The 23,693-nt window shown below is 32.2% G+C and carries 23 protein-coding genes and 2 other annotated features (1 of these 25 only partly in view); of the genes, 22 read left to right on the forward strand and 1 reads right to left on the reverse strand.

The annotated features are described in order from the left end of the window. Positions 1-30, forward strand: a binding site (T-box leader) (it extends 189 nt beyond the left edge of the window). 43 nt (positions 31-73) lie between these two features. The 4 genes from AC1RRU_RS07040 (at position 74) to radC (ending at position 5,568) form a co-directional block, all read left to right on the forward strand. Next, entirely contained in the window at positions 74-2,704 is a 2,631-nt protein-coding gene (locus AC1RRU_RS07040; protein WP_037569934.1) for a valine--tRNA ligase, read from the forward strand. A gap of 11 nt (positions 2,705-2,715) precedes the next feature. Further along, entirely contained in the window at positions 2,716-3,978 is a 1,263-nt protein-coding gene (locus tag AC1RRU_RS07045; protein ID WP_037569931.1) for a bifunctional folylpolyglutamate synthase/dihydrofolate synthase, read from the forward strand. A 192-nt stretch (positions 3,979-4,170) separates the two neighbouring features. After that, on the forward strand, positions 4,171-4,866 hold the full coding sequence (locus AC1RRU_RS07050; RefSeq protein WP_076689962.1) for a prepilin peptidase: 696 nt from the start codon (positions 4,171-4,173) through the stop codon (positions 4,864-4,866). Positions 4,867-4,881: 15 nt separating this feature from the next. After that, entirely contained in the window at positions 4,882-5,568 is a 687-nt protein-coding gene (gene radC, locus AC1RRU_RS07055) for a RadC family protein (RefSeq protein WP_011275564.1), read from the forward strand. 406 nt (positions 5,569-5,974) lie between these two features. Here the strand turns inward: radC and AC1RRU_RS07060 are convergent, their stop codons facing one another. Then, positions 5,975-6,154 (reverse strand): hypothetical protein, encoded by a 180-nt coding sequence (locus tag AC1RRU_RS07060; RefSeq protein ID WP_011275566.1) that lies wholly within the window; start codon positions 6,152-6,154, stop codon positions 5,975-5,977. A 168-nt stretch (positions 6,155-6,322) separates the two neighbouring features. On the opposite strand from AC1RRU_RS07060, the gene AC1RRU_RS07065 reads away from it, so the two are divergent. The 18 genes from AC1RRU_RS07065 (at position 6,323) to AC1RRU_RS07150 (ending at position 23,684) form a co-directional block, all read left to right on the forward strand. Beyond that, positions 6,323-6,799, forward strand: a complete 477-nt coding sequence (locus AC1RRU_RS07065; protein ID WP_011275567.1) for a DUF4930 family protein — start codon at positions 6,323-6,325, stop codon at positions 6,797-6,799. An 80-nt stretch (positions 6,800-6,879) separates the two neighbouring features. Next, positions 6,880-7,002 (forward strand): hypothetical protein, encoded by a 123-nt coding sequence (locus AC1RRU_RS07070; protein WP_011275568.1) that lies wholly within the window; start codon positions 6,880-6,882, stop codon positions 7,000-7,002. A 196-nt stretch (positions 7,003-7,198) separates the two neighbouring features. Next, entirely contained in the window at positions 7,199-8,035 is an 837-nt protein-coding gene (gene mreC / locus AC1RRU_RS07075) for a rod shape-determining protein MreC (protein ID WP_011275569.1), read from the forward strand. Beyond that, the gene (gene mreD, locus AC1RRU_RS07080) at positions 8,035-8,544 is read left to right on the forward strand and encodes a rod shape-determining protein MreD (RefSeq protein ID WP_011275570.1); all 510 of its coding nucleotides are present in this window, start codon (positions 8,035-8,037) and stop codon (positions 8,542-8,544) included. The genes mreC and mreD overlap by 1 nt, the downstream gene beginning before the upstream one ends. Before the next feature lie 46 nt (positions 8,545-8,590). Next, positions 8,591-8,668: a sequence feature (ribosomal protein L21 leader region), on the forward strand. A 13-nt stretch (positions 8,669-8,681) separates the two neighbouring features. Then, the gene (gene rplU / locus AC1RRU_RS07085; protein ID WP_011275571.1) at positions 8,682-8,990 is read left to right on the forward strand and encodes a 50S ribosomal protein L21; all 309 of its coding nucleotides are present in this window, start codon (positions 8,682-8,684) and stop codon (positions 8,988-8,990) included. 3 nt (positions 8,991-8,993) lie between these two features. Continuing rightward, positions 8,994-9,314 carry a ribosomal-processing cysteine protease Prp gene (locus AC1RRU_RS07090; RefSeq protein WP_011275572.1) on the forward strand — a complete coding sequence of 107 codons (321 nt, stop codon included), beginning with the start codon at positions 8,994-8,996 and terminating at the stop codon, positions 9,312-9,314. Between the two features lie 11 nt (positions 9,315-9,325). After that, positions 9,326-9,610, forward strand: coding sequence for a 50S ribosomal protein L27 (rpmA, locus tag AC1RRU_RS07095; RefSeq protein WP_011275573.1), 285 nt, complete (start codon positions 9,326-9,328; stop codon positions 9,608-9,610). A gap of 152 nt (positions 9,611-9,762) precedes the next feature. Next, positions 9,763-11,055, forward strand: a complete 1,293-nt coding sequence (obgE, locus tag AC1RRU_RS07100; protein ID WP_011275575.1) for a GTPase ObgE — start codon at positions 9,763-9,765, stop codon at positions 11,053-11,055. Positions 11,056-11,066: 11 nt separating this feature from the next. Further along, on the forward strand, positions 11,067-11,522 hold the full coding sequence (locus AC1RRU_RS07105; protein WP_011275576.1) for an ACT domain-containing protein: 456 nt from the start codon (positions 11,067-11,069) through the stop codon (positions 11,520-11,522). 12 nt (positions 11,523-11,534) lie between these two features. Then, a complete protein-coding gene (gene ruvA, locus AC1RRU_RS07110) occupies positions 11,535-12,140 on the forward strand; it encodes a Holliday junction branch migration protein RuvA (protein ID WP_011275577.1) in 606 nt (201 codons plus the stop codon). A gap of 54 nt (positions 12,141-12,194) precedes the next feature. Then, entirely contained in the window at positions 12,195-13,190 is a 996-nt protein-coding gene (gene ruvB / locus AC1RRU_RS07115; protein WP_011275578.1) for a Holliday junction branch migration DNA helicase RuvB, read from the forward strand. Positions 13,191-13,200: 10 nt separating this feature from the next. After that, positions 13,201-14,226, forward strand: coding sequence for a tRNA preQ1(34) S-adenosylmethionine ribosyltransferase-isomerase QueA (gene queA, locus AC1RRU_RS07120; protein ID WP_011275579.1), 1,026 nt, complete (start codon positions 13,201-13,203; stop codon positions 14,224-14,226). Positions 14,227-14,245: 19 nt separating this feature from the next. Next, complete coding sequence (gene tgt, locus AC1RRU_RS07125) at positions 14,246-15,385, forward strand: tRNA guanosine(34) transglycosylase Tgt (RefSeq protein WP_037558157.1); 1,140 nt, start codon at positions 14,246-14,248, stop codon at positions 15,383-15,385. A gap of 15 nt (positions 15,386-15,400) precedes the next feature. Further along, positions 15,401-15,661 (forward strand): preprotein translocase subunit YajC, encoded by a 261-nt coding sequence (gene yajC / locus AC1RRU_RS07130; protein WP_011275581.1) that lies wholly within the window; start codon positions 15,401-15,403, stop codon positions 15,659-15,661. Between the two features lie 224 nt (positions 15,662-15,885). Beyond that, a complete protein-coding gene (gene secDF / locus AC1RRU_RS07135) occupies positions 15,886-18,171 on the forward strand; it encodes a protein translocase subunit SecDF (RefSeq protein WP_016930845.1) in 2,286 nt (761 codons plus the stop codon). A 141-nt stretch (positions 18,172-18,312) separates the two neighbouring features. Then, a complete protein-coding gene (recJ, locus tag AC1RRU_RS07140; RefSeq protein ID WP_011275583.1) occupies positions 18,313-20,586 on the forward strand; it encodes a single-stranded-DNA-specific exonuclease RecJ in 2,274 nt (757 codons plus the stop codon). A gap of 21 nt (positions 20,587-20,607) precedes the next feature. Beyond that, positions 20,608-21,126 (forward strand): adenine phosphoribosyltransferase, encoded by a 519-nt coding sequence (locus tag AC1RRU_RS07145; RefSeq protein WP_011275584.1) that lies wholly within the window; start codon positions 20,608-20,610, stop codon positions 21,124-21,126. A gap of 368 nt (positions 21,127-21,494) precedes the next feature. Then, entirely contained in the window at positions 21,495-23,684 is a 2,190-nt protein-coding gene (locus tag AC1RRU_RS07150) for a RelA/SpoT family protein (protein WP_011275585.1), read from the forward strand. Positions 23,685-23,693 lie beyond the last annotated feature (9 nt).

A 23,693-nucleotide genomic window follows, 5' to 3' on the forward strand; every position in this document is an offset into this window, starting at 1 on the left:
AGGTGGTACCACGGAACATCCGTCCTATATTATTTAGGAGGATGTTTTTTTAATTATTAGGAGGTTTTAATCGATGAATATGGAGCCTAAGTATAATCCACGCGAAGTTGAGGCTGGGCGTTATGAAGAATGGGTAAAGAATGATTATTTCAAACCCTCAGAAGACAAGTCAAAAGAGACATATACAATTGTAATTCCACCACCCAATGTGACAGGAAAATTACACCTTGGACATGCATGGGATACAACTTTACAAGATATTATTACGCGTATGAAACGTATGCAAGGGTATGACACACTATATCTACCTGGTATGGACCATGCAGGTATTGCTACTCAAGCAAAGGTAGATGCTAAATTAAAAGAACAAGGTATTTCTCGTCATGATATCGGACGCGAGAAGTTCCTAGAACACGCTTGGTCATGGAAAGAAGAATATGCGTCATTTATACGCCAACAATGGGCTAAATTAGGTTTGGGGCTAGATTATAGCAGAGAGCGTTTTACTCTAGATGATGGGTTAAGTAAGGCAGTAAGAAAAGTCTTCGTTGACTTATACAATAAAGGCATAATTTATCGTGGTGAACGTATTATTAACTGGGATCCTGAAGCTAGAACGGCTTTATCAGATATTGAAGTAATTCATGAGGATGTGCAAGGTCATTTCTATCATTTTAAATATCCTTACGCTGATGGTGATGGCTATATTGAAATTGCGACAACAAGACCTGAGACAATGTTAGGAGATACTGCCATAGTTGTTAATCCTAATGATGATCGCTACAAAGATGTAATTGGTAAGAAAGTTATATTACCAATTGTTGGTCGAGAGTTACCGATATTAGCTGATGAGTATGTTGATATTGATTTTGGTAGTGGTGCTATGAAGGTAACGCCTGCACATGATCCAAATGATTTTGAGATTGGTCAACGACATAGTTTAGAGAACATTATTGTCATGGATGAAAATGGTAAAATGAACGATAAAGCTGATAAATATGCTGGATTAGATCGATTTGAATGTCGTAAACAATTAGTTGAAGATTTAAAAGCGCAAGATCTAGTCATTAAGATTGAAGAACATGTTCATTCAGTTGGTCATTCTGAACGCTCAGGTGCTGTTGTTGAACCATACTTATCAACGCAATGGTTTGTAAAAATGAAACCGTTAGCGCAACGTTCACTTGATAATCAAAAAACAGATGATCGCATCGATTTTTATCCACCACGTTTTGAGAACACTTTCAATCGTTGGATGGAAGAAATTAGAGACTGGACAATTTCTAGACAATTATGGTGGGGTCATCAAATACCTGCTTGGTACCATAAAGAAACTGGTGAAATTTATGTTGGTGAAGAAGCGCCTAAAGATATTGATAATTGGGTGCAAGATGAAGATGTTCTAGATACTTGGTTCTCTAGTGCATTGTGGCCATTTTCAACTTTAGGTTGGCCGAATATTGATGCAGATGATTTTAAACGTTACTATCCAACTAATGCACTTGTTACTGGATATGACATTATTTTCTTCTGGGTTGCAAGAATGATATTCCAAGGTCTTGAATTCACTGACAGAAGACCATTCAATGATGTTTTACTTCATGGTTTAGTTCGAGCTGAAGACGGTCGGAAAATGAGTAAATCTTTAGGTAATGGTGTAGATCCTATGGATGTAATTGAAGAATATGGAGCAGATAGCTTAAGATATTTCTTGGCAACAGGATCATCACCTGGTCATGACTTACGTTATTCTACTGAGAAAGTAGAGTCTGTTTGGAATTTCATTAATAAAATATGGAACGGTGCGCGTTTTAGCTTAATGAATATAGGTGATGAATTTAAATTTGAGGATATCGATTTAACTGGAAACCTTTCTTTAGCGGATAAATGGATTTTAACTCGTTTGAATGAGACGATTGAAACAGTTACTAATTTAAGTGAAAAGTATGAGTTTGGTGAAGTTGGTCGTGCGCTATATAATTTCATTTGGGACGAGTTCTGTGATTGGTATATTGAAATGAGTAAAATACCAATGAACGGTGAAGATGAAGCACAAAAACAAACGACACGTTCTGTTTTAAGTTATACACTAGATCAAATTATGAGAATGTTACATCCATTTATGCCTTTTGTTACTGAGAAGATATGGCAAAGTCTTCCACATGAAGGAGAAACAATTGTAAAAGCATCATGGCCAACGGTTAGGGAAGAGCTTGTATTTGAAGAAAGTAAGCAAACGATGCAACAATTAGTTGAAATTATCAAATCTGTAAGACAATCTCGTGTTGAAGTAAATACGCCACTTTCTAAAGCTATACCTATTTACATTCAAGCCAAAGATGAAAATATTAAAGCAACACTAATTGAAAATGAAGATTATATTCATAAATTCTGTAATCCTAGTGAATTAACGATTGATACACATATTGATATTCCTGAAAAAGCAATGACTGCAGTGGTAATCGCTGGTAAAGTTGTATTACCTTTAGAAGGTTTAATTGATATGGATAAAGAAATTGCACGCTTAGAAAAAGAATTAGATAAATTACAAAAAGAACTTGATCGTGTTGATAAAAAATTATCTAATGAAAATTTTGTTAATAAAGCGCCTGAAAAAGTTATCAACGAAGAAAAAGAAAAACAACAACGTTATCAAGAAAAATATGATGGTGTGAAAAACAGAATTGAACAATTAAAAGCATAGGAGAATCGCCAATGAATTACCTAGAGAGTTTGTATTGGATACATGAGAGAACTAAATTTGGTATCAAACCTGGTGTAAAACGTATGGAGTGGATGCTAGATCGTTTGAATAACCCTCAATTAAATATTAGAGGCATACATGTTGGTGGTACAAATGGTAAAGGCTCAACTGTAGCTTATATTAGAGCCGCTTTAGTGGAAAATGGTTATGAGGTAGGAACGTTTACTTCTCCATTTATTGAAACTTTTAATGAAAGAATTAGTCTAAATGGACTTCCAATTACAAATGACGAGATTGTTGAATTAGTCGAAATAGTTAAACCAATTAGTGAAGTCTTAGAGCAGGAAACTGAACTAGGTGGTGCTACTGAGTTTGAAATCATTACAACAATGATGTTTGTATACTTTGGACAAATTCACCCAGTTGATTTTGTTGTAGTTGAAGCGGGGTTAGGTATAAAAAATGACTCCACTAATGTGTTTAACCCAATTCTCTCAGTACTTACAAGTATTGGATTAGATCATACTGATATTTTAGGTAACACTTATTTAGATATTGCAAAAGACAAAGGTGCCATTATTAAACCTAATATACCTGTGATTTATGCTGTTAAAAACGAGGAAGCATTAAAATATATTAGAGACCTAGCTGAAAGTAGTGAGGCTAAACCAATTGAATTAGACCGTGAGATTGTGGTTGTTTCACAAGGCGATGAATTTACTTATCGTTATAAGGACTATGAGCTAGAAACAATTATTTTAAACATGCTTGGTGAACATCAAAAAGAAAATGCAGCGCTTGCAATTACTGCATTGATTGAGCTATATGAACAAGAAATTATTACGTTAGATTTTAATAAGATGATTGATGCTATTGAGAGTGTTAGTTGGACTGGTCGTATTGAACAAGTAAAAGAGAATCCATTAATCATTATAGATGGAGCCCACAATAACGAAAGTATTGAAGCTTTAATTGATACGATTAAGAATTATTACGATAACGAAAAAATGGACGTTCTTTTCTCGGCGATAAAAGGTAAACCAGTGCATGGCATGCTTAATAAACTAGAAGAAATCTCAAATCACCTATATTTCACTGAATTCGACTTCCCTAAAGCATTGACTAAAGATGAGTTGTCAGAACAAGTAAATTTAGAGCATATTGAATTTATTGATGATTATGTTTCTTTTATAAACAATTATGATGGCAATGGGTTATTAATTACAGGTAGTTTATATTTTATAAGTGAAGTAAAAAGTAAAACTGAATTTTAAATTTGAAATAGTATATCCTCAAGTCATTTAGGCTAACTTTATACCTATGTGACTCGGGGATATTTGTTTATCACTAAATTTTAGTTATTGATAATGAGATTAACATTTTTATTAAATACTATTATTTATTTATAAAATAAATGATACAACTCATTTACTTTCAAGATTAAATAGTTATAATTAATTTAGGTGATGCTAGTGTTTTTAATATCTTATGTTTGTAGTGTTTTGTTTAGTTTTTTATACCATCTTACCAATACTAACAGTTTGAATTTGAATTATCTGGTTAGGCGTTCCAAGTGTGATCATTGCGGTCGTAAATTAGGTTGGTTCGAATTAGTACCTATATTTAGCTTTTTTATTTTAAAAGGAAAATCTCATTGTTGTAATCAAAAGTTAAAACGTCATTATATTTTTGGAGAATGCTTTGCCTTCTTAATTATCCCTTTAATAATTAATTTTGATACTAATGTACACTTCTCTCTGTTTATTACTACTTATTTATTCCTTCTTACAATGGCATTATATGACCTTCAAACATTAACAATTAATATAGTCATGATAATTCTATATACTATTGTATGTGCAAAAATCACGATGATTTATTTTTCAACCTTTATATTCTTCACTTTAATATTTCATCTATACTATTTTCTTTTTCCAAGACAAATAGGATATGGTGATATATTACTTTTAAGTATCTTATCTTGTTTTTTTCCATATCACTTTTATTTGATATTTCTCCTTTATACGCTTTTAATCGCTATTATAGTTTCTTCAATTTTATTAATAATGAAACAGCAAACTTATATTCCATTTGTACCATTCATGTTTATTGGTTTTATAATGACAAATTATTTATACCAGAACACGCTATTATACATTTAGAAAGGTTGATCTAGTTTGAGAATTAAAAGTATGGCAAAGTCTGAATTACCTAGAGAGCGTCTTATTCACAATGGAGCAAAAAGTTTATCCAATAGTGAGTTATTAGCAATTCTTATAAATACAGGAAGACACGGATTTTCAAGTTTAGATATTGCTAATGAATTACTGATTAGCTTTAATGGTTTGAAAGAACTAAAACATTTATCAATTAATGATTTAACAACAATTAAAGGAATTGGACTCTATAAAGCAGTCATCCTTAAAGCTGCTTTTGAATTAGGTGAAAGAATGTATGCTAGAGATTTTAATGAAAAAATTAAAATAACATCACCAAGTGATGTATCTAATATTATGATGTCAAAAATGAAAGATTTGACTCAAGAACATTTTGTAGTACTTCTATTAAACTCTAAAAATATTGTGATAAAAGAAGAAACGATTTACAAAGGGACATTGAATTCTTCAGTAATACATCCACGCGAAGTTTTCAAAGCAGCTATTAGAGCATCTAGTAATGCGATTATAGTTTTGCATAATCATCCTTCTGGCGATGTCACACCTTCTAAAGAAGATATAGAAACAACAATTAGGTTAAAGGAATGTGGTGAATTACTAGGAATTCAAGTCCTTGATCATATAATTATTGGTGATCAAAAATATGCTAGTTTAGTAGAAGAAGGTTACTTTGACTTGAGAAATTAATGGTATCATTTGTTTAAAATATTAGTAATCCTGTATAATTATGGTTGAAAAATTTTATAGAGGTGCATTATGACATTATTTTTAATAATAGGGATTTTGATACCAGTAGTTTATGTTCTTAGACTGACAATCAAAGAACATACGATTGGACTCAAGGAAATGTTCACGACAATTGTTTTATCTATGATAGGAATTGTCATATTTACTGTGATAGGTGTACTAATTAGCGGTCAAAATATTAATATAGCATCATTAATTTTTGCCTCGTTAATTACAGGGGTAATATGGGGACTATTATTATCAGGTGTATATAAATTATTTAACTATCTGACACATACATTTAAAAAATAAAACTAGCCATTGCAATATCAATCCTACAAAATTGAGACATGGCTAGTTTAATAATTTATTGAATATAGGCTGATAGTACTTGGAAATTTTCCATAATCCAAAGTATGCCTTGATATCCTAAATATAATCCTAATAATATTAAGGCTGCAGATATTATAAATCTAAGAATTGCAAACCCAACTCTAAATAACAATATCACAAGTAATGCAATTAAAATGATACTCACAATACTCATTATCAACACTCCTCATGAATATCCATAAACGATAATATAATCTTATTATAAAGCATCCATGATTAATTTGGAATCATACTTTAGTACATACCATTATCATGCTAAAGACTGATGTTGATATTATATTGTTCTATTATAATAATAAAGATTACTATTGGAGGGTATTTAATGCGGTTTTTTCTTAGTATTATAAAAAATACCATTGCAGTTATAGCTATTATTTGTATTATATATTTTGCATTAAAATATGCACCATTTCTAAGAGATCAAGATTGGAATCCGATAAATCATTCTATAAACAATGAGCAGTTGAATAACTTACCAAACAATTTAGATCGTCCTCATAACATATCAACAAATGGTAAGCGTTATGTGCTTGAGGATAATGATATTTTACAAAATATCCCGGCAAGTCAAACAAGAAATGTATTTAAATACATAGATAAGAAAGAGTTTATGGCGGTATCAGGCTTAGGAAGAATGGGATATAATGAAAATTACATTGCTGGACAACGTAATGACGAATTCATTATTTATAAATTTGGTAGTGATCAGATAAAAGTATATCGAACTGAAATAGAAATGGAACAAGATTTGAATGCACTTGGTCAATATATTGAATTAAAGCCTTTTGATGCATATTAATTAAGTTTTCATAATTGAACTAGTTTATTTTCTACGTTATGGTTAAGTTATAAACTATATTTCAAAGGTTGGTGTGATACATGTCTGAACAATCTAAAGAAAAACAAGCAAATGAACAAGCTAAAGCACAAAATCTTTTCGCTAAATGGAGAAAAGATGAAAAACTTTATAGTGACGATGATAAAAAGGATAAAGATAAATAACTAAATTGAGTTCATACTGAGTTTATTAAGATTAGGTACCACTAACTATTTTACGCATTGCGAAATAGTCGTGCTATCTAATCTCTTTTTTATTCAAAGATGTTGATATAGAATGAACTTAGTGCTTTATTTCAAACAACGAGTAATATAAAATAATAAAGGATGATTTAAATTAGAATTTGTAGAGGTGTTATGAGTGCAAAAGTTTTTTAAAAATAACAAATTAATTGTTGTTTTTTGTGCTGTTATAATTTTTATTGCACTGATTGGTTTGTCCTTAAGGTCACATACACAATCACCTCCTGAACAATATGTGGGGGATTCTGTTTCTCTTGGGCAAAGAGTCGTGAGCTATCCTGTCAATTTTGTTACTGGAGCGATAAATAATCTTTTTAGCTCAAATAAAACAACTGACAACAAGAAAATAAAACAACTAGAGGCTAAAAATGAAAAGTTAGAAGCGGAAAATAAAGATTTAAAAAAAGAATTAGATATGACTGATATTTCTAAATATGATCCAATTTCTGGTGCTGTAATCGCTAGAAATGCTGATCAATGGATGAATACAGTAATCATTGATAAAGGAAATAAAGACGGTGTTAAATCAAATATGGCTGTAATGACAGCTGAAGGTTTAGTTGGAAGAGTAACGAAAGTTAACCAATTTTCAGCACAAGTAGACTTATTATCTACTAACACTAGAACAGGTAAATTGTCTGTTAACATTCAACACGATTCTAAAAATGTATTTGGTTTAATCGATCACTATGATAAAAAGAATCAAGAACTAATCATTGGCAATATCAATAATAAAAATAAGATTTCAAAAGGCGATAAGGTCGTAACTAGTGGGTTAGCCGATCAATTACCAAGTGATTTATACATAGGTGAAGTGACCAAAGTTGAAAATGATGAGTACGGATTAGCAAAAGAAGTTAGAGTTAAAACAGGCGCTAATTTATCCGATATTAGCCATATATATATCGCCAAAAAAGATCCTGACAATGCTTCCGATGAAAGCAGGGACAATTGATGAGAGTATTTTTGTACTTAATCGTTGGTGTAGTACTGTTTTACATTGACAGTATCATTGGACTTCTAATCCCAATGCATTTTGGTCATTTCGAGTTTAATTTTATTCCTCATTTAATTTTGTTGTATATATTGTTGATAACGATTTATCGTGGCTTTGGAATCGGATTAATATTCGCAATTCTGTTTGGAATCGTAACTGATATATATGTCGGCAGTGTCTATGGATTATATATGTTTGGTTACTTAGCACTTGTCGTTATATTTGATAAATTTCTCAAAGTTTTTTATCGAGACTATACAATGATTTGTATTTTGAGTATTATTAGTATTATTGTTTTCGAAATTTACGTAGCAATTATTTATGGTGTGATTGGATTCGCTAATATTGATATAATCAATTTCACTTTATTAAGAATGATTCCAACTATTATATTAAATGTCATTTTACTTATTATACTTTTCCCAGCTTTTATAAAATTTATGAAAAAAACTCATATACAAGATTGACACCGGTATTTAGTAATGGTAAGATGCAATAGTTGAGTAGTTTTATAGCTACATACAACCGCTCAAATATAGGTTTAAGAACATTTTTTTATGTCACCTATATATGGCGTGACTTATTAATATAGGAGGTGCAAAGTATGTTTGCTATTATCGAAACAGGCGGTAAACAAATTAAAGTAGAAGAAGGTCAAGAAATCTTCGTTGAAAAATTAGATGTTAATGAAGGTGACTCATTCACATTTGATAAAGTATTATTTGTAGGTGGCGATTCAGTTAAAGTTGGTGCCCCAACTGTTGAAGGTGCTACTGTTACTGCTACAGTTAACAAACAGGGTCGCGGTAAAAAAATCACTGTATTTACGTATAAACGTCGTAAAGACTCTAAACGTAAAAAAGGCCATCGTCAACCATATACTAAATTAACTATTGATAAAATCAAGGCTTAATTTATGATTACAATTGACATCACTATTAATGATAGTGGAAAAGTAACAGACGTTATTATGGATGGTCATGCTAATCATGGTGAATATGGACATGACATTGTTTGTGCAGGTGCTTCAGCGGTTTTATTTGGAAGCGTTAATGCAATTCTAGGTTTAACTTCTGAGAAACCAGACATTGACTATGAGGATGATGGAGGTCATTTTCATATTAGAAGTGTAGATACAAACAATGAACAAGCGCAATTAATTCTTCAAGCAATGTTAGTTTCTTTACAAACGATTGAAGATGAATATAATGAAAATATCAGATTAAATTACAAGTGAGGTGTATCCCGATGTTAAAATTAAACTTACAGTTCTTCGCATCTAAAAAAGGGGTAAGTTCTACTAAAAACGGTCGTGACTCAGAATCAAAACGTTTAGGTGCTAAACGTGCTGATGGTCAATACGTTACAGGCGGTTCTATTTTATACCGTCAACGTGGTACAAAAATTTATCCTGGTGAAAATGTAGGTCGTGGTGGCGATGATACATTATTCGCTAAAATCGACGGCGTTGTTCGTTTCGAACGTAAAGGTCGCGACAAAAAACAAGTTTCTGTATACGCAGTAGCTGAATAATTTTTGTCTAGTTAACACCAGAAGTGAATGCTTCTGGTGTTTTATTTTGTTTTAATACAAAAGTGTAACTTTATAGTGTTAATTTTTCATGCTTTAATGGATAATGATATAATGTTGTCATTAAAGAACAAATCGTAAAAGAGGTGAGATATATGTTTGTCGATCAAGTTACAATATCTCTTAAAGCTGGTGATGGTGGTAATGGTATCACTGCCTATAGAAGAGAGAAATATGTACCATTTGGAGGACCAGCTGGTGGCGACGGTGGTAAGGGCGCATCAGTTGTTTTTGAAGTAGATGAGGGATTAAGAACATTATTAGACTTTAGATACCAACGTCATTTTAAAGCTAAAAAGGGCGAAAATGGGCAAAGTAGTAATATGCATGGTAGAGGTGCAGACGATTTAGTGTTAAAAGTACCTCCTGGTACAATAATCAAAAGTGTGGAAACTGATGAAGTATTAGCTGACCTTGTTGAAGATGGCCAACGTGCTGTCGTAGCTCGTGGTGGACGAGGTGGACGAGGTAATTCTCGTTTTGCTACACCTAGAAACCCAGCACCAGACTTTAGTGAAAATGGTGAGCCAGGTGAAGAATTAGATGTAACATTAGAGCTTAAATTATTAGCAGATGTTGGATTAGTTGGATTCCCTAGTGTTGGTAAATCAACATTATTGTCAATAGTTTCAAAAGCTAAACCTAAGATTGGTGCGTATCATTTTACTACAATTAAGCCAAATTTAGGTGTCGTTTCAACACCCGACAATAGAAGTTTTGTTATGGCCGATTTACCAGGTTTAATTGAAGGCGCTTCAGATGGTGTTGGATTAGGACATCAGTTTTTAAGACATGTTGAACGTACAAAAGTGATTGTTCATATGATAGATATGAGTGGGTCAGAAGGTAGAGATCCATTTGATGATTACCAAATTATAAATAAAGAATTAGTAAATTATAAACAACGATTAGAGGATAGACCTCAAATTGTAGTAGCTAATAAAATGGATATGCCCGATGCACAAGATAATTTAACTTTATTTAAGGAACAAGTAGATGATAGCGTTACGATTATTCCTGTTTCTACAATTACAAGAGATAATATTGAACAGTTATTATACGCTATAGCAGATAAATTAGATGAAGTTAAAGATATTGACTTTAGCGTTGATAACGATGAAGAAATAGGTGTTAACCGTGTACTTTATAAACACACGCCTTCTCAAGATAAATTCACTATCACTAGAGACGACGATGGTGCGTATGTAGTAAGTGGTAATGCAATTGAGAGAATGTTTAAAATGACAGACTTTAATAGTGACCCAGCAGTAAGAAGGTTTGCTAGACAAATGCGTTCAATGGGTATTGATGATGCATTGAGAGAACGTGGCTGTAGTAATGGAGACATCGTTAGAATTTTAGGTGGAGAATTTGAATTTGTAGAATAGGAGTGCTAACAGTGGACAACAATGATTATAAAAAGTTTTACTTGATACGTGAAGATGTCTTGCCTGAATCAGTGGTAAAAACATTAAAAATTAAAGATGCTTTAAAAAATAATCCGGAATTGTCCATTTATGAAGCTGTTAAATTATTTGATCTTTCACGTAGTGCATTTTATAAATATAGAGAAACAATCTTCCCTGTAGATGAAAAAATGTTAGATCATCGTGAATTTACGCTTATTCTTTATGTTAATGATATTGTAGGGATGTTAGCACAAGTACTTAATACGGTTTCTAAATTGCAATTATCTGTTCTTACTATACATCAAAGTGTACCAATGGAAGAGAAAGCTACGATAACATTATCACTTAGCGCAAAAGATACCACCATTTCAATTGATGAAATTATAAAGGCACTAAGAAATATTGAACATGTTTCTAAAGTTGAATTAATAAGTATGAGTATGTAAGGAAGGTAACGAATGTACGCTTATATTAGAGGTAAATTGACGCAATTATTTCCAACGCATGTAGTTGTTGAATCAATTAATGGGGTTGGATATGAAATTCAGACTCCAAATTCCTATCGATTTCAAAAATATTTGGAGAAAGAATTAGTAATTTATACATCTTTAATTGTTAGAGAAGATGCTCAGTTACTTTATGGATTTATTAATGAAGAAGAAAAAGATATGTTCTTAAGTTTAATCAAAGTTACAGGTATAGGTCCAAAGTCTGCATTAGCAATTTTAGCTACTAGTACACCAAATGAAGTTAAAATGGCAATTGAAAATGAGAATGATGCTTATTTGACTAAGTTTCCAGGTATTGGTAAAAAAACTGCACGTCAAATTGTGCTAGATTTAAAAGGCAAAGTTCAAATTACAAGAGAAACAACTGAGACACTTTTAAGTATGAATGAAGAAAATTCAAATAGCGAAAACCTAGTTAAAGAAGCATTACTCGCCCTAGAGGCTTTAGGTTACTCAAAACGAGAAATTTCTAAAGTTGAAAAAGTACTCAACAAATCAACATTTGATTCTGTTGATGAAGCAGTAAAACTAGGACTAAAAACACTTGTGTCTTAAATTATAAAAAAATCATATTATTTACAACTACTAATGTAACTGGGGGGAGAAACTATGGATGACAGAATGGTTGATCAAGCTTTGCATAGTGAAGAAACTTCTTTTGAATTATCACTTAGACCAACAATGTTAAAACAATATATTGGGCAATCATCAATAAAAAACAACTTAGAAGTATTCATTAAAGCAGCTAAACTACGTGAAGAGCCATTAGATCATGTACTTCTATTTGGACCACCAGGATTAGGTAAAACAACACTATCCAATATTATCGCTAATGAAATGAACGTTAATATAAGAACTGTCTCAGGTCCATCATTAGATAGACCAGGTGACTTAGCAGCAATACTATCTGGTTTGCAACCTGGGGATGTACTATTCATTGACGAAATTCATCGTTTAAGCAGCACAGTTGAAGAAGTTTTATATTCAGCGATGGAAGATTTCTTCATTGATATTATCATTGGAAAAGGTGATGAGGCTCGTAGTATTAGAATAGATTTGCCTCCATTTACGCTAGTAGGTGCGACTACACGGGCTGGAAGCTTAACTGGTCCACTAAGAGATAGATTTGGCGTTCATTTGAGATTAGAATATTATAATGAGAATGATTTAAAAGAAATTATAATTCGAACAGCAGAAGTGTTAAACACAAAAATTGATGATGAAAGTGCAACTGAGTTAGCTAAACGTTCACGAGGAACGCCTCGAGTCGCAAATCGTTTATTGAAACGCGTTAGAGATTTTCAACAAGTCAATGAAGATGAACAGATTTATATTGAGACTACTAAACAAGCTTTACAATTGCTTCAAGTAGATGCAGAAGGTTTAGACTACATTGATCATAAAATGATGAGATGCATCATTAATCAATATGATGGTGGTCCGGTGGGTCTTGATACCATAGCTGTTTCTATCGGTGAGGAGCGTATAACAATTGAGGATGTCTACGAGCCTTTTTTAATTCAAAAAGGATTTATAGAACGTACACCTAGAGGTAGAAAAGCTACTGCATTTGCATACGAACATTTCAAAAATTTTAATAAATGAGGGATAAAAAATGAATGTTGAGGAATTTGATTATGACTTGCCTGAATCATTAATTGCTCAGACCCCTTTAAAAGATAGAGACCAAAGTAGATTGTTAGTGTTAGGTAGAAACAGTGGTAATATTGAACATAAACATTTTAAAGATGTCATTAATTACTTGGAAACTGGTGATACACTTGTCTTAAATGATACACGTGTTATGCCTGCACGATTATTTGGTTTAAAAGAAGAGACTGGTGCAAAAGTTGAAATGCTAATGCTTACTCGAATTGAGAATAATGATTGGGAAGTTTTACTTAAACCAGCAAAGCGAATTAAAGTGGGGAATAAGTTGTCTTTCGGAGAGGGTAAGATTATAGCTGAATGTATAGAGGAATTGGATCAAGGTGGACGTATCATGCGTTTGCATTATGAGGGAATTCTTGAGGAAAGATTAAATGAACTCGGTGAAATGCCTTTACCACCATATATAAAAGAACGATTAGATGATCCTGACCGCTATCAAACTGTCTACGCTAAAGAAAGTGGTTCTGCAGCAGCACCAACAGCAGGGTTGCATTTTACAGATGAACTTTTAGATGAAATTAGAGCAAAAGGTATAAATATTGCATTTATAACATTGCATGTTGGATTAGGAACATTTAGACCTGTAAGTGTTGAAGATATTAATGACCATGAAATGCATAGTGAATATTATCAAATGACCCAAGAAACAGCTAACTTATTAAATCAAACAAAAAAAGAAGGTCATAGAATCATTTCTGTAGGTACAACCTCAACAAGGACTCTAGAGACTATTCGTCGTGATTACAATGAATTTGTAGCTGTTAGTGGATGGACTGATATTTTTATATATCCAGGATTTACATATAAAGCTATAGATGGTTTAATTACTAATTTCCATTTACCTAAATCAACTTTAGTTATGCTTGTATCAGCATTTAGTAGTCGAGAAAACATTTTAAACGCATATAAAGAAGCTGTTAAACTAGAATATAGATTTTTCAGTTTTGGAGATGCGATGTTAATTATTTAATGAATGAGAGGTATTAAATATGCCAGCAGTAACTTATGAACATATAAAGACTTGTAAACAATCAGGTGCACGTTTAGGTATCGTTCATACACCGCACGGTTCTTTTGAAACGCCTATGTTTATGCCAGTAGGAACAAAAGCAACTGTTAAAACAATGAGTCCTGAAGAATTAAGACAAATAGAAGCGAAAATAATATTAGGAAATACATATCATTTGTGGTTACAACCTGGAAATGATATTATCAAACAAGTTGGGGGTCTACATAATTTTATGAATTGGGATGGCCCTATTCTTACTGATTCAGGTGGTTTCCAAGTATTTAGTTTGAGTAATCTTCGTAAGATAACTGAAGAGGGTGTTGAGTTTAGACACCATACAAATGGATTGAAGTTATTTTTAAGTCCAGAGAAATCAATGGAAATACAAAATGACTTAGGTTCAGATATAATGATGGCTTTCGATGAATGTCCACCTATGCCTTCTGAGTATAAGTATGTTAAGGATTCAATTGAACGCACTACGAGATGGGCTGAGCGTTGTTTAAACGCACATAAGCGCCCAGAGGACCAAGCACTCTTTGGTATTATTCAAGGTGGCGAATATAAAGATTTAAGAGAACAAAGTGCTAAGGAATTAGTCGCTTTAGATTTTCCTGGATATGCTATTGGTGGGTTGTCGGTAGGCGAACCTAAACCAGTTATGTATGAAATGGTTGAACATACAGTGCAATATATGCCAGATGATAAACCTCGTTATTTAATGGGCGTAGGTTCCCCTGATGCATTAATTGAATGTAGCATACGTGGCATGGATATGTTTGATTGTGTATTACCAACGCGTATTGCTAGAAATGGTACATGTATGACTTCAAACGGAAGATTAGTAATTAAGAATGCTAAATATGCAAACGATTTTAAACCACTAGATGAAAATTGTGATTGCTACACATGTAAGAATTATTCACGTGCTTATATCAGACATCTGATTAAAGCTGAAGAAACTTTCGGTATCCGTCTTACTACTATTCATAATTTACATTTTCTGCTAAAATTGATGGAAGATATTAGACAAGCTATTCGAGAAGATCGTCTTTTAGATTTTAAAGATGAATTCTTTGAACAATATGGGCTTAATGTAGAAAACCCTAAAAATTTCTAATAAGGAGACAACATAATGAACGTTTCAGCACTTATTTTACCTATAATTTTAATTATAGTATTTTATTTCTTTTTAATTCGACCTCAACAAAAACGTGCAAAAGAACATCGTGAAATGATTAGCCGAATCGAATCTGGTCAACGTATTACTACTATTGGTGGCTTGAAAGGAACTGTTAAAGCTGTTGATGAAACTACAGTTGTTATCACAGTTAATGGTCATGGAACAGAAATGACTTTCGAAAAACCAGCAATTAAACAAGTAGACCCTTCTTAAAGTTAAGGGGAAATGAAATTTATTTATTTAAAACTGTCGACAAAGTTCATACTATGTTGACAGTTTTTATATTATATGTATATGTGTAATAATCTTAATTTCACTAAAAGATGTAGTATGTTAATATAGATAGGTCATGTAATAACTATGTAATTTTTAATTAACTTGCACATGGTTTGTTAAAAGATTATTCTTAGTACATAAGTAAACAATGAGGTGTTCATGTGAAGAAATTTAGTAGGATAATTGCATTCATACTAATTGTAGCCGTTTTGTTTGTCGGAATGGGGCTTACATATAAGAATGTAGTTAAAAATGTAAATCTCGGACTAGATTTACAAGGTGGATTTGAAGTTCTTTATCAAGTTAAACCACTTGATGGGGATAAAAAAATCGATGAAAAAGCCTTGCAATCTACTGCTAGAACTTTGGAAAACCGTGTTAACGTGCTAGGTGTTTCTGAGCCTCACATTCAAGTTGAGGATCCAGATCGTATCAGAGTTCAATTAGCAGGTGTAAAAGATCCTGATGAGGCACGTAAAATATTATCTTCTCAGGCTAATTTAACTATTCGTGATGCCAATGATAAAGTTAAATTAACTGGTAAAGATATTGTACAAGGTTCAGCTAAACAAGAATTTAAGCAAGGTACTAATGAACCAGCTGTTACATTTAAATTAAAAGATCGTGCTAAATTTAAAAAAGTAACAGAAGAAATTTCGAAAAAACAAGAAAATATGATGGTAGTATGGCTTGATTATAAAAAAGGTGATAGCTACCATAAAGAGTTAGAAAAACCTGAAGATAAACGTAAATACGTTTCAGCTGCATCAGTAGATCAACCTATTAATTCTGATAGTGTTGAAATTTCAGGTGGATTTCATGGTCAACAAGGTGTGGAAAGAGCTAAACAAATTGCAGAATTACTGAATGCTGGTTCACTACCTGTTGATTTAAAAGAAATTTATTCTAATTCAGTAGGTGCACAGTTTGGTCAAGATGCACTTGATAAAACAATATTTGCATCAGCGATAGGCGTAGCAATTATATATCTATTTATGGTCGGTTTCTATAGACTACCTGGTTTAGTTGCTATCATCGCATTAACTGTTTATATTTATCTTACATTAGTAGCATTTAATTTCATTTCTGGTGTTCTTACATTACCAGGATTAGCAGCTCTCGTACTCGGTGTAGGTATGGCTGTCGATGCTAACATAATTATGTATGAACGGATAAAAGATGAATTACGAATTGGTAGGACGTTAAAACAAGCCTACTCTAAAGCAAACAAGAGTTCTTTCTTAACGATATTTGACTCGAACTTAACTACAGTTATTGCTGCAGGTGTATTATTCTTCTTCGGTGAAAGTTCAGTAAAAGGTTTTGCGACAATGTTACTTTTAGGTATTCTTATGATATTTGTAACAGCAGTATTTTTATCAAGAGGTTTATTATCATTACTTGTATCATCTAATTACTTTAAGAAGAAATTCTGGCTATTTGGAGTTAGTAAGAAAAATAGACATGATATTAATGAAGGTGTAGATGTTCATGATCTTAAAACTTCATATGAAAAGTGGAATTTTGTTAAATTAGCCAAACCATTAATCGGATTCAGTATTCTGATTTTGATTGTTGGTATTGTGATTTTAAGTATATTCAAATTAAACTTAGGTATTGATTTCTCTGCAGGTACGCGTGTTGATATCGACTCTGATACAAAATTGTCTCAACCTAAAGTTGAACGTACGATGAAAGACATGGGATTAACTCCAGATCAAGTTCAAATTAATGGTAGTGACAATAAACAAGCAACTGTGCAATTTAAGAAAGATTTATCTAAAAATGAAGTTGTAGAACTTAACAAAAAAGTGAACAATGAATACGGTCATAAACCAACTGTAAATACAGTATCACCAATGATTGGACAAGAATTAGCTAAAAACGCTATGAAGGCTCTTATCTATGCGGCAATAGGTATTATTATCTATGTTTCACTAAGATTCGAATGGAGAATGGGTCTATCATCAGTATTAGCATTACTGCATGACGTCTTTATGATTGTTGCATTATTCAGCTTACTTCGTTTGGAAGTTGATATTACATTTATTGCAGCAGTACTAACTATCGTAGGTTATTCAATTAATGATACGATTGTAACATTTGACCGTGTAAGGGAAAATCTGCATAAAATTAAAGTCATTACTAAACCAGAGCAAATCGATTACATCGTTAATCGCTCTATTCGTCAAACAATGACTCGTTCCGTTAATACTGTTTTAACGGTAATTGTTGTCGTAGTTGCGATTTTAATATTTGGGGCATCAAGCTTATTCAATTTCTCATTAGCATTATTAATTGGATTAGTATCTGGTGTATTCTCTTCAGTATTTATCGCTGTTCCTTTATGGGGTATAATGAAGAAACGACAACTTAAAAAAGCAGATAACGGTAAATTAACGGTATACAAAGAGAAAAAATCAAATGATGAAAAGATTTTAGTATAAATTATTAGGGAGTAGGACATTGCATTCAATGTTCTACTCTTTTTCTAGTATCATTAATAGTTTTATCAACTAAACGTTGTTTACTTTTTATTTAGTTGAATTTTCGGTATAATGGCTTTTGGAAAAAGGGAGGATAATTACATGATTAAATCTAAATATAACTGGCTCTATGAACCTCCAACAGAATACATAAATGAAACTTTAATAAAAAAATATCAATTAACACCGATTATAAAAAAACTGCTTGAAAGTAAATCGATAACTGATGATGAGTCAATTAAAGCCTTATTAGATGAAACTATCATTAACCACGATCCATGGCTATTAAGTGATATGGAAAAAGCGGTGACTCGAATCAATGAAGCAATTGATAAAAATGAGCGTATATTGGTATATGGTGATTATGATGCCGATGGTGTCACTTCTACAACTATATTAGTTAAAACATTGCAGACATTAGGGGCTGAAGTGGGTTGGTATATTCCTAATCGATTTTCAGAAGGTTATGGTCCTAATGAACTTGCATTTAGAAATGCATATGATGAAGGCGTGTCTCTCATCATAACTGTCGATAATGGCATACAAGGTCATAAAGAGATTGAAATGGTACAAAAGCTAGGAGTTGATGTCATAGTAACTGATCATCATGAAATTGGACATACTTTGCCTGAAGCGTATGCCATCGTACATCCAATGCATCCAGAGTATGAATACCCATTTCACTTTTTATGTGGTGCTGGTGTAGCTTACAAACTGTCTCAAGTTTTATTAGACAATCCTCCTAATTATTTTGTAAGTTTAGCTGCGATTGGTACTATAGCAGATTTAGTGTCAATGACAGATGAAAACCGCTCTATAGTAAAACAAGGTTTATCATTTTTAAATCAAAGCTGCCCGATTCAAATTAAAGCATTACTTAACCAAGCTGGTTATAATGACACGATTAACGAAGAAACTGTAGGTTTTATTATAGGGCCGCGACTTAATGCCGTTGGTAGATTAGAGGATGCATCATTATCTGCTGAGTTATTAATGACCGAAGATGAAGAAGAAGCTGAATTTCTTGCTGAACAAGTAGAACATTTTAATGTTGAACGTAAAGAAATAGTAGCTCAGATAACTGATGAGGCACTAGCCATTGCTGAAGAAAAAGTAAATAATGGCAATCAATTTTTACTATTAGCTAAAGAAAATTGGCATGAAGGTGTCTTAGGTATAGTAGCATCTAAAATTGTTGAGACATATGCATTACCTACCTTAATTTTGAATATTGATTTAGAACAAAATCATGCTAAAGGATCAGCTCGTAGTATAGAACAAGTTTCAATGTTTGAAATTTTGAGTGCACATCAAGATTTAATTTCTAAGTTTGGTGGTCATCATATGGCTGCGGGTATGACTATGGAGATAGATTATATTGAAGCATTAGAGCAAGGATTAAATGACTGGATGTTTAAATTATCAGAACATACGTCACTAGAGCCGACAAAACATGTATCAGTTAAATTAGAAGAGAATGATATTTCTATAAATAACATTCGTGATATTCAAAGACTAAGTCCATTTGGCACAGACTTTGAAAAACCATTATTGGAAATTGATGATAATGAAGTCGTTGATGTTAGAGCAATTGGAAAAGATAAAAACCATTTAAAATTAGTAACCGGTCAGTTACAATTACAAAGCATATTTTGGAAAAATGGTCAGTTAGCAACTCAAATTGAACCTGGTCAACCAATCAATCTACTAGGAAATTTACAAATCAATGAATGGAACGGAAATCAATCACCACAGTTTATTATTCAAGATATAGCAACGAATAATGAACAAATATTAGATTACCGAAGTAAACGTAAACAATTAAATATAGACCCAAACGATACTAAAGTTGCTTTTTTAATACACCCTAAAAAAGAAAAATTGAATCATAATTACTATTATTATGGTGATAAAATCGATCAAGAACATGAAGTAGTAATTTTAAGAGACTTGCCCAATGATTTAGACAGTCTTAAAGATAGTCTCAAAAACTTAAATTATTCACAACTCTATTTAGTACTGCAACATCAGCAGAGTATATATTTTGATGGTATGCCCACGTCAAATCAATTTAAAAGCTGTTTCAAAGCGCTAATGACCAAAAAAGAAACCAATCTTGAACAAGAGGGTATGTTACTGTGTCAACATTTGAATGTTAAACCTAATATTTTAAAATTTATGCTTAAAGTATTTTATGAGTTAGGTTTTGTTACAGAAGAAAATGGTATAATTAAAATTGTAGATAATGCTAACAAACAAAATATTGAAACAAGTCGCGTTTATCAATTAAGACAATCAAGAATGGAAGTTGAGAAACTTTTACTATATGATGATTTCACGCAACTAAAAACTTGGATCAAATCACAGAAGGGTTAGTAAATAGGAGGAAATAGATAAATGGATTTAAAGCAATATGTTTCGGAAGTGCAAGATTGGCCTAAACCGGGGGTAAGTTTTAAAGATATAACTACAATTATGGATAACGGGGAAGCTTATGGTTATGCTACCGATCAAATTGTAAAATATGCTAAGGACAGAGATGTAGATGTTGTTGTAGGTCCGGAAGCTAGAGGATTTATCATTGGATGTCCAGTAGCGTATTCAATGGGCATTGGTTTTGCACCTGTTAGAAAAGAAGGTAAATTACCTCGTGAAGTCATCCGATATGAATATGACTTAGAATATGGTACAAATATTTTAACGATGCACAATGATGCCATTAAACCAGGGCAGCGTGTACTTATAACTGATGACTTATTAGCTACTGGTGGTACTATTGAAGCAGCTATTAAATTAGTTGAAAAACTAGGAGGCATCGTCGTAGGTATTGCATTCATAATCGAACTTAAATATTTAAATGGTATCGAAAAAATTAAAGATTATGATGTTATGAGTTTAATTTCATATGATGAATAGATGACTAGAATAAAAAGACATATTAACATGTTTTTAATGTCTAACAATTTTTGGGAATGAGATAATGAATTCGTAATGGGATTCTATCTCATTCCCATTTTTTCGTTAAATTGTTTACTTGATTTGATTTCAGCGTAACACCATTTATTTATTTAAAAACTTGTAGTATCATAGAACTATTATTTATAAAAATGTTAAGGCTTTTGTAGTTCTTTTAACATTTGATAAAATTAAAGTAATACTCGCATTTCTATATCTAAATAGATGATATACTCGGATTAATGAAGGACAATGTATGTTTTCTTAATTTTCAAAAATTCGAATATGAGTTGAGTATTTGAAATACAAATGAGTTGGGGTGTCATATATTGAATAACGAGTATCCATATAGCGCTGATGAAGTGCTAAATAAAGCTAAATCATATTTATCAACTGACGATTATCAATATGTTCTAAAAAGTTACCATATAGCTTATGAAGCCCATCAAGGACAGTTCCGCAAAAATGGTCTTCCGTATATCATGCATCCTATTCAAGTAGCGGGCATATTAACAGAAATGCGTTTAGATGGTCCAACGATAGTGGCAGGTTTTTTGCATGACGTCATTGAAGATACGCCGTACACATTTGACGATGTTAAAGATATGTTTAATGAAGAAATAGCGCGTATTGTTGATGGTGTTACTAAACTTAAAAAGGTAAAATACCGCTCTAAAGAAGAACAACAAGCAGAAAATCATCGTAAATTATTTATTGCAATTGCAAAAGATGTTCGAGTGATACTTGTCAAATTAGCCGATAGATTACATAACATGAGAACATTAAAAGCTATGGCTAGAGAAAAACAAGTGCGTATCTCAAAAGAGACACTAGAAATTTATGCACCGTTAGCACATAGATTAGGTATTAATACGATTAAATGGGAATTAGAAGATACTGCACTAAGATATATAGACAGTGTTCAGTATTTCCGTATTGTCAATTTAATGAAGAAAAAGCGTAGTGAACGGGAAGCTTATATCGCTAATGCAATAGATAAAATTCAAACAGAAATGATTAAAATGGACATCACTGGAGAAATTAGCGGTAGACCTAAACATATTTATAGTATATACCGAAAAATGATGAAGCAAAAAAAGCAGTTTGATCAAATATTCGATTTATTAGCTATTCGTGTAATTGTTAATTCTATTAATGATTGTTATGCAATTTTAGGGTTAGTCCATACATTATGGAAACCAATGCCCGGAAGATTTAAAGATTATATTGCAATGCCTAAACAGAATATGTATCAATCTCTCCATACCACTGTAGTTGGTCCTAATGGAGACCCTTTAGAAATACAAATTAGAACGTATGAAATGCATGAAATAGCTGAACATGGTGTTGCAGCTCATTGGGCATATAAAGAAGGAAAAACAGTTAATGAAAAGAACCAAGATTTTCAAAATAAATTAAATTGGTTAAAAGAATTAGCTGAAGCTGATCATACATCATCTGACGCACAAGAATTTATGGAATCACTGAAATATGATTTACAAAGTGATAAAGTATACGCTTTTACACCTGCAAGTGATGTTATTGAATTGCCTTATGGAGCAGTTCCAATAGATTTCGCTTATGCTATTCATAGCGAAGTCGGAAATAAGATGATTGGTGCAAAAGTTAATGGTAAAATTGTTCCTATTGATTATGTTCTTCAAACCGGAGATATTATTGAAATTCGTACAAGTAAGCACTCTTATGGACCTAGTAGAGATTGGCTTAAGATAGTTAAATCATCAAGCGCTAAAAGTAAAATTAAGGGTTTCTTTAAAAAACAAGACCGTTCATCTAACATTGAAAAAGGTAAGTTTATGGTCGAAGCAGAAATTAAAGAACAGGGCTTTAGAGTAGATGATATTTTAACTGATAAAAATATAGAAGTTGTTAATGAGAAATACAATTTTGCAAATGATGATGACCTATTTGCAGCAGTTGGATTTGGTGGTGTAACAGCATTACAGGTTGTTAATAAATTGACCGAAAGACAACGTATACAAGATAAACAAAAAGCGCTAAACGAGGCACAGGAAGTTATTAAATCACTTCCGATTAAAGATGATATCATCACTGATAGTGGTGTATATGTCGAAGGTATAGAGAATGTATTGATAAAGCTTTCAAAATGTTGTAATCCAATCCCTGGAGATGATATTGTAGGATATATCACTAAAGGACATGGTATTAAAGTGCATCGTACAGATTGTCCTAATGTTAAAAATGAAACAGAACGATTAATAGCAGTTGAGTGGGTTAAATCTAAAGATTCTACTCAACGATACCAAGTAGATTTAGAAGTTAGTGCATATGATCGTAATGGTTTATTAAATGAAGTAATACAAGCCGTTAATTCTACAGTTGGAAGTATTATTAAAATCAATGGGCGGTCTGATACTGATAAAAATGCAATTATCACTATTAGTGTTATGGTGCGTAATGTTAATGATGTATTCCGTGTAGTTGAAAAACTAAAACAATTAAGTGATGTATATACAGTGTCAAGAGTTTGGAATTAATGAGGTGCT

The organism is Staphylococcus sp. GW821-FHT11H10 (assembly GCF_058807855.1).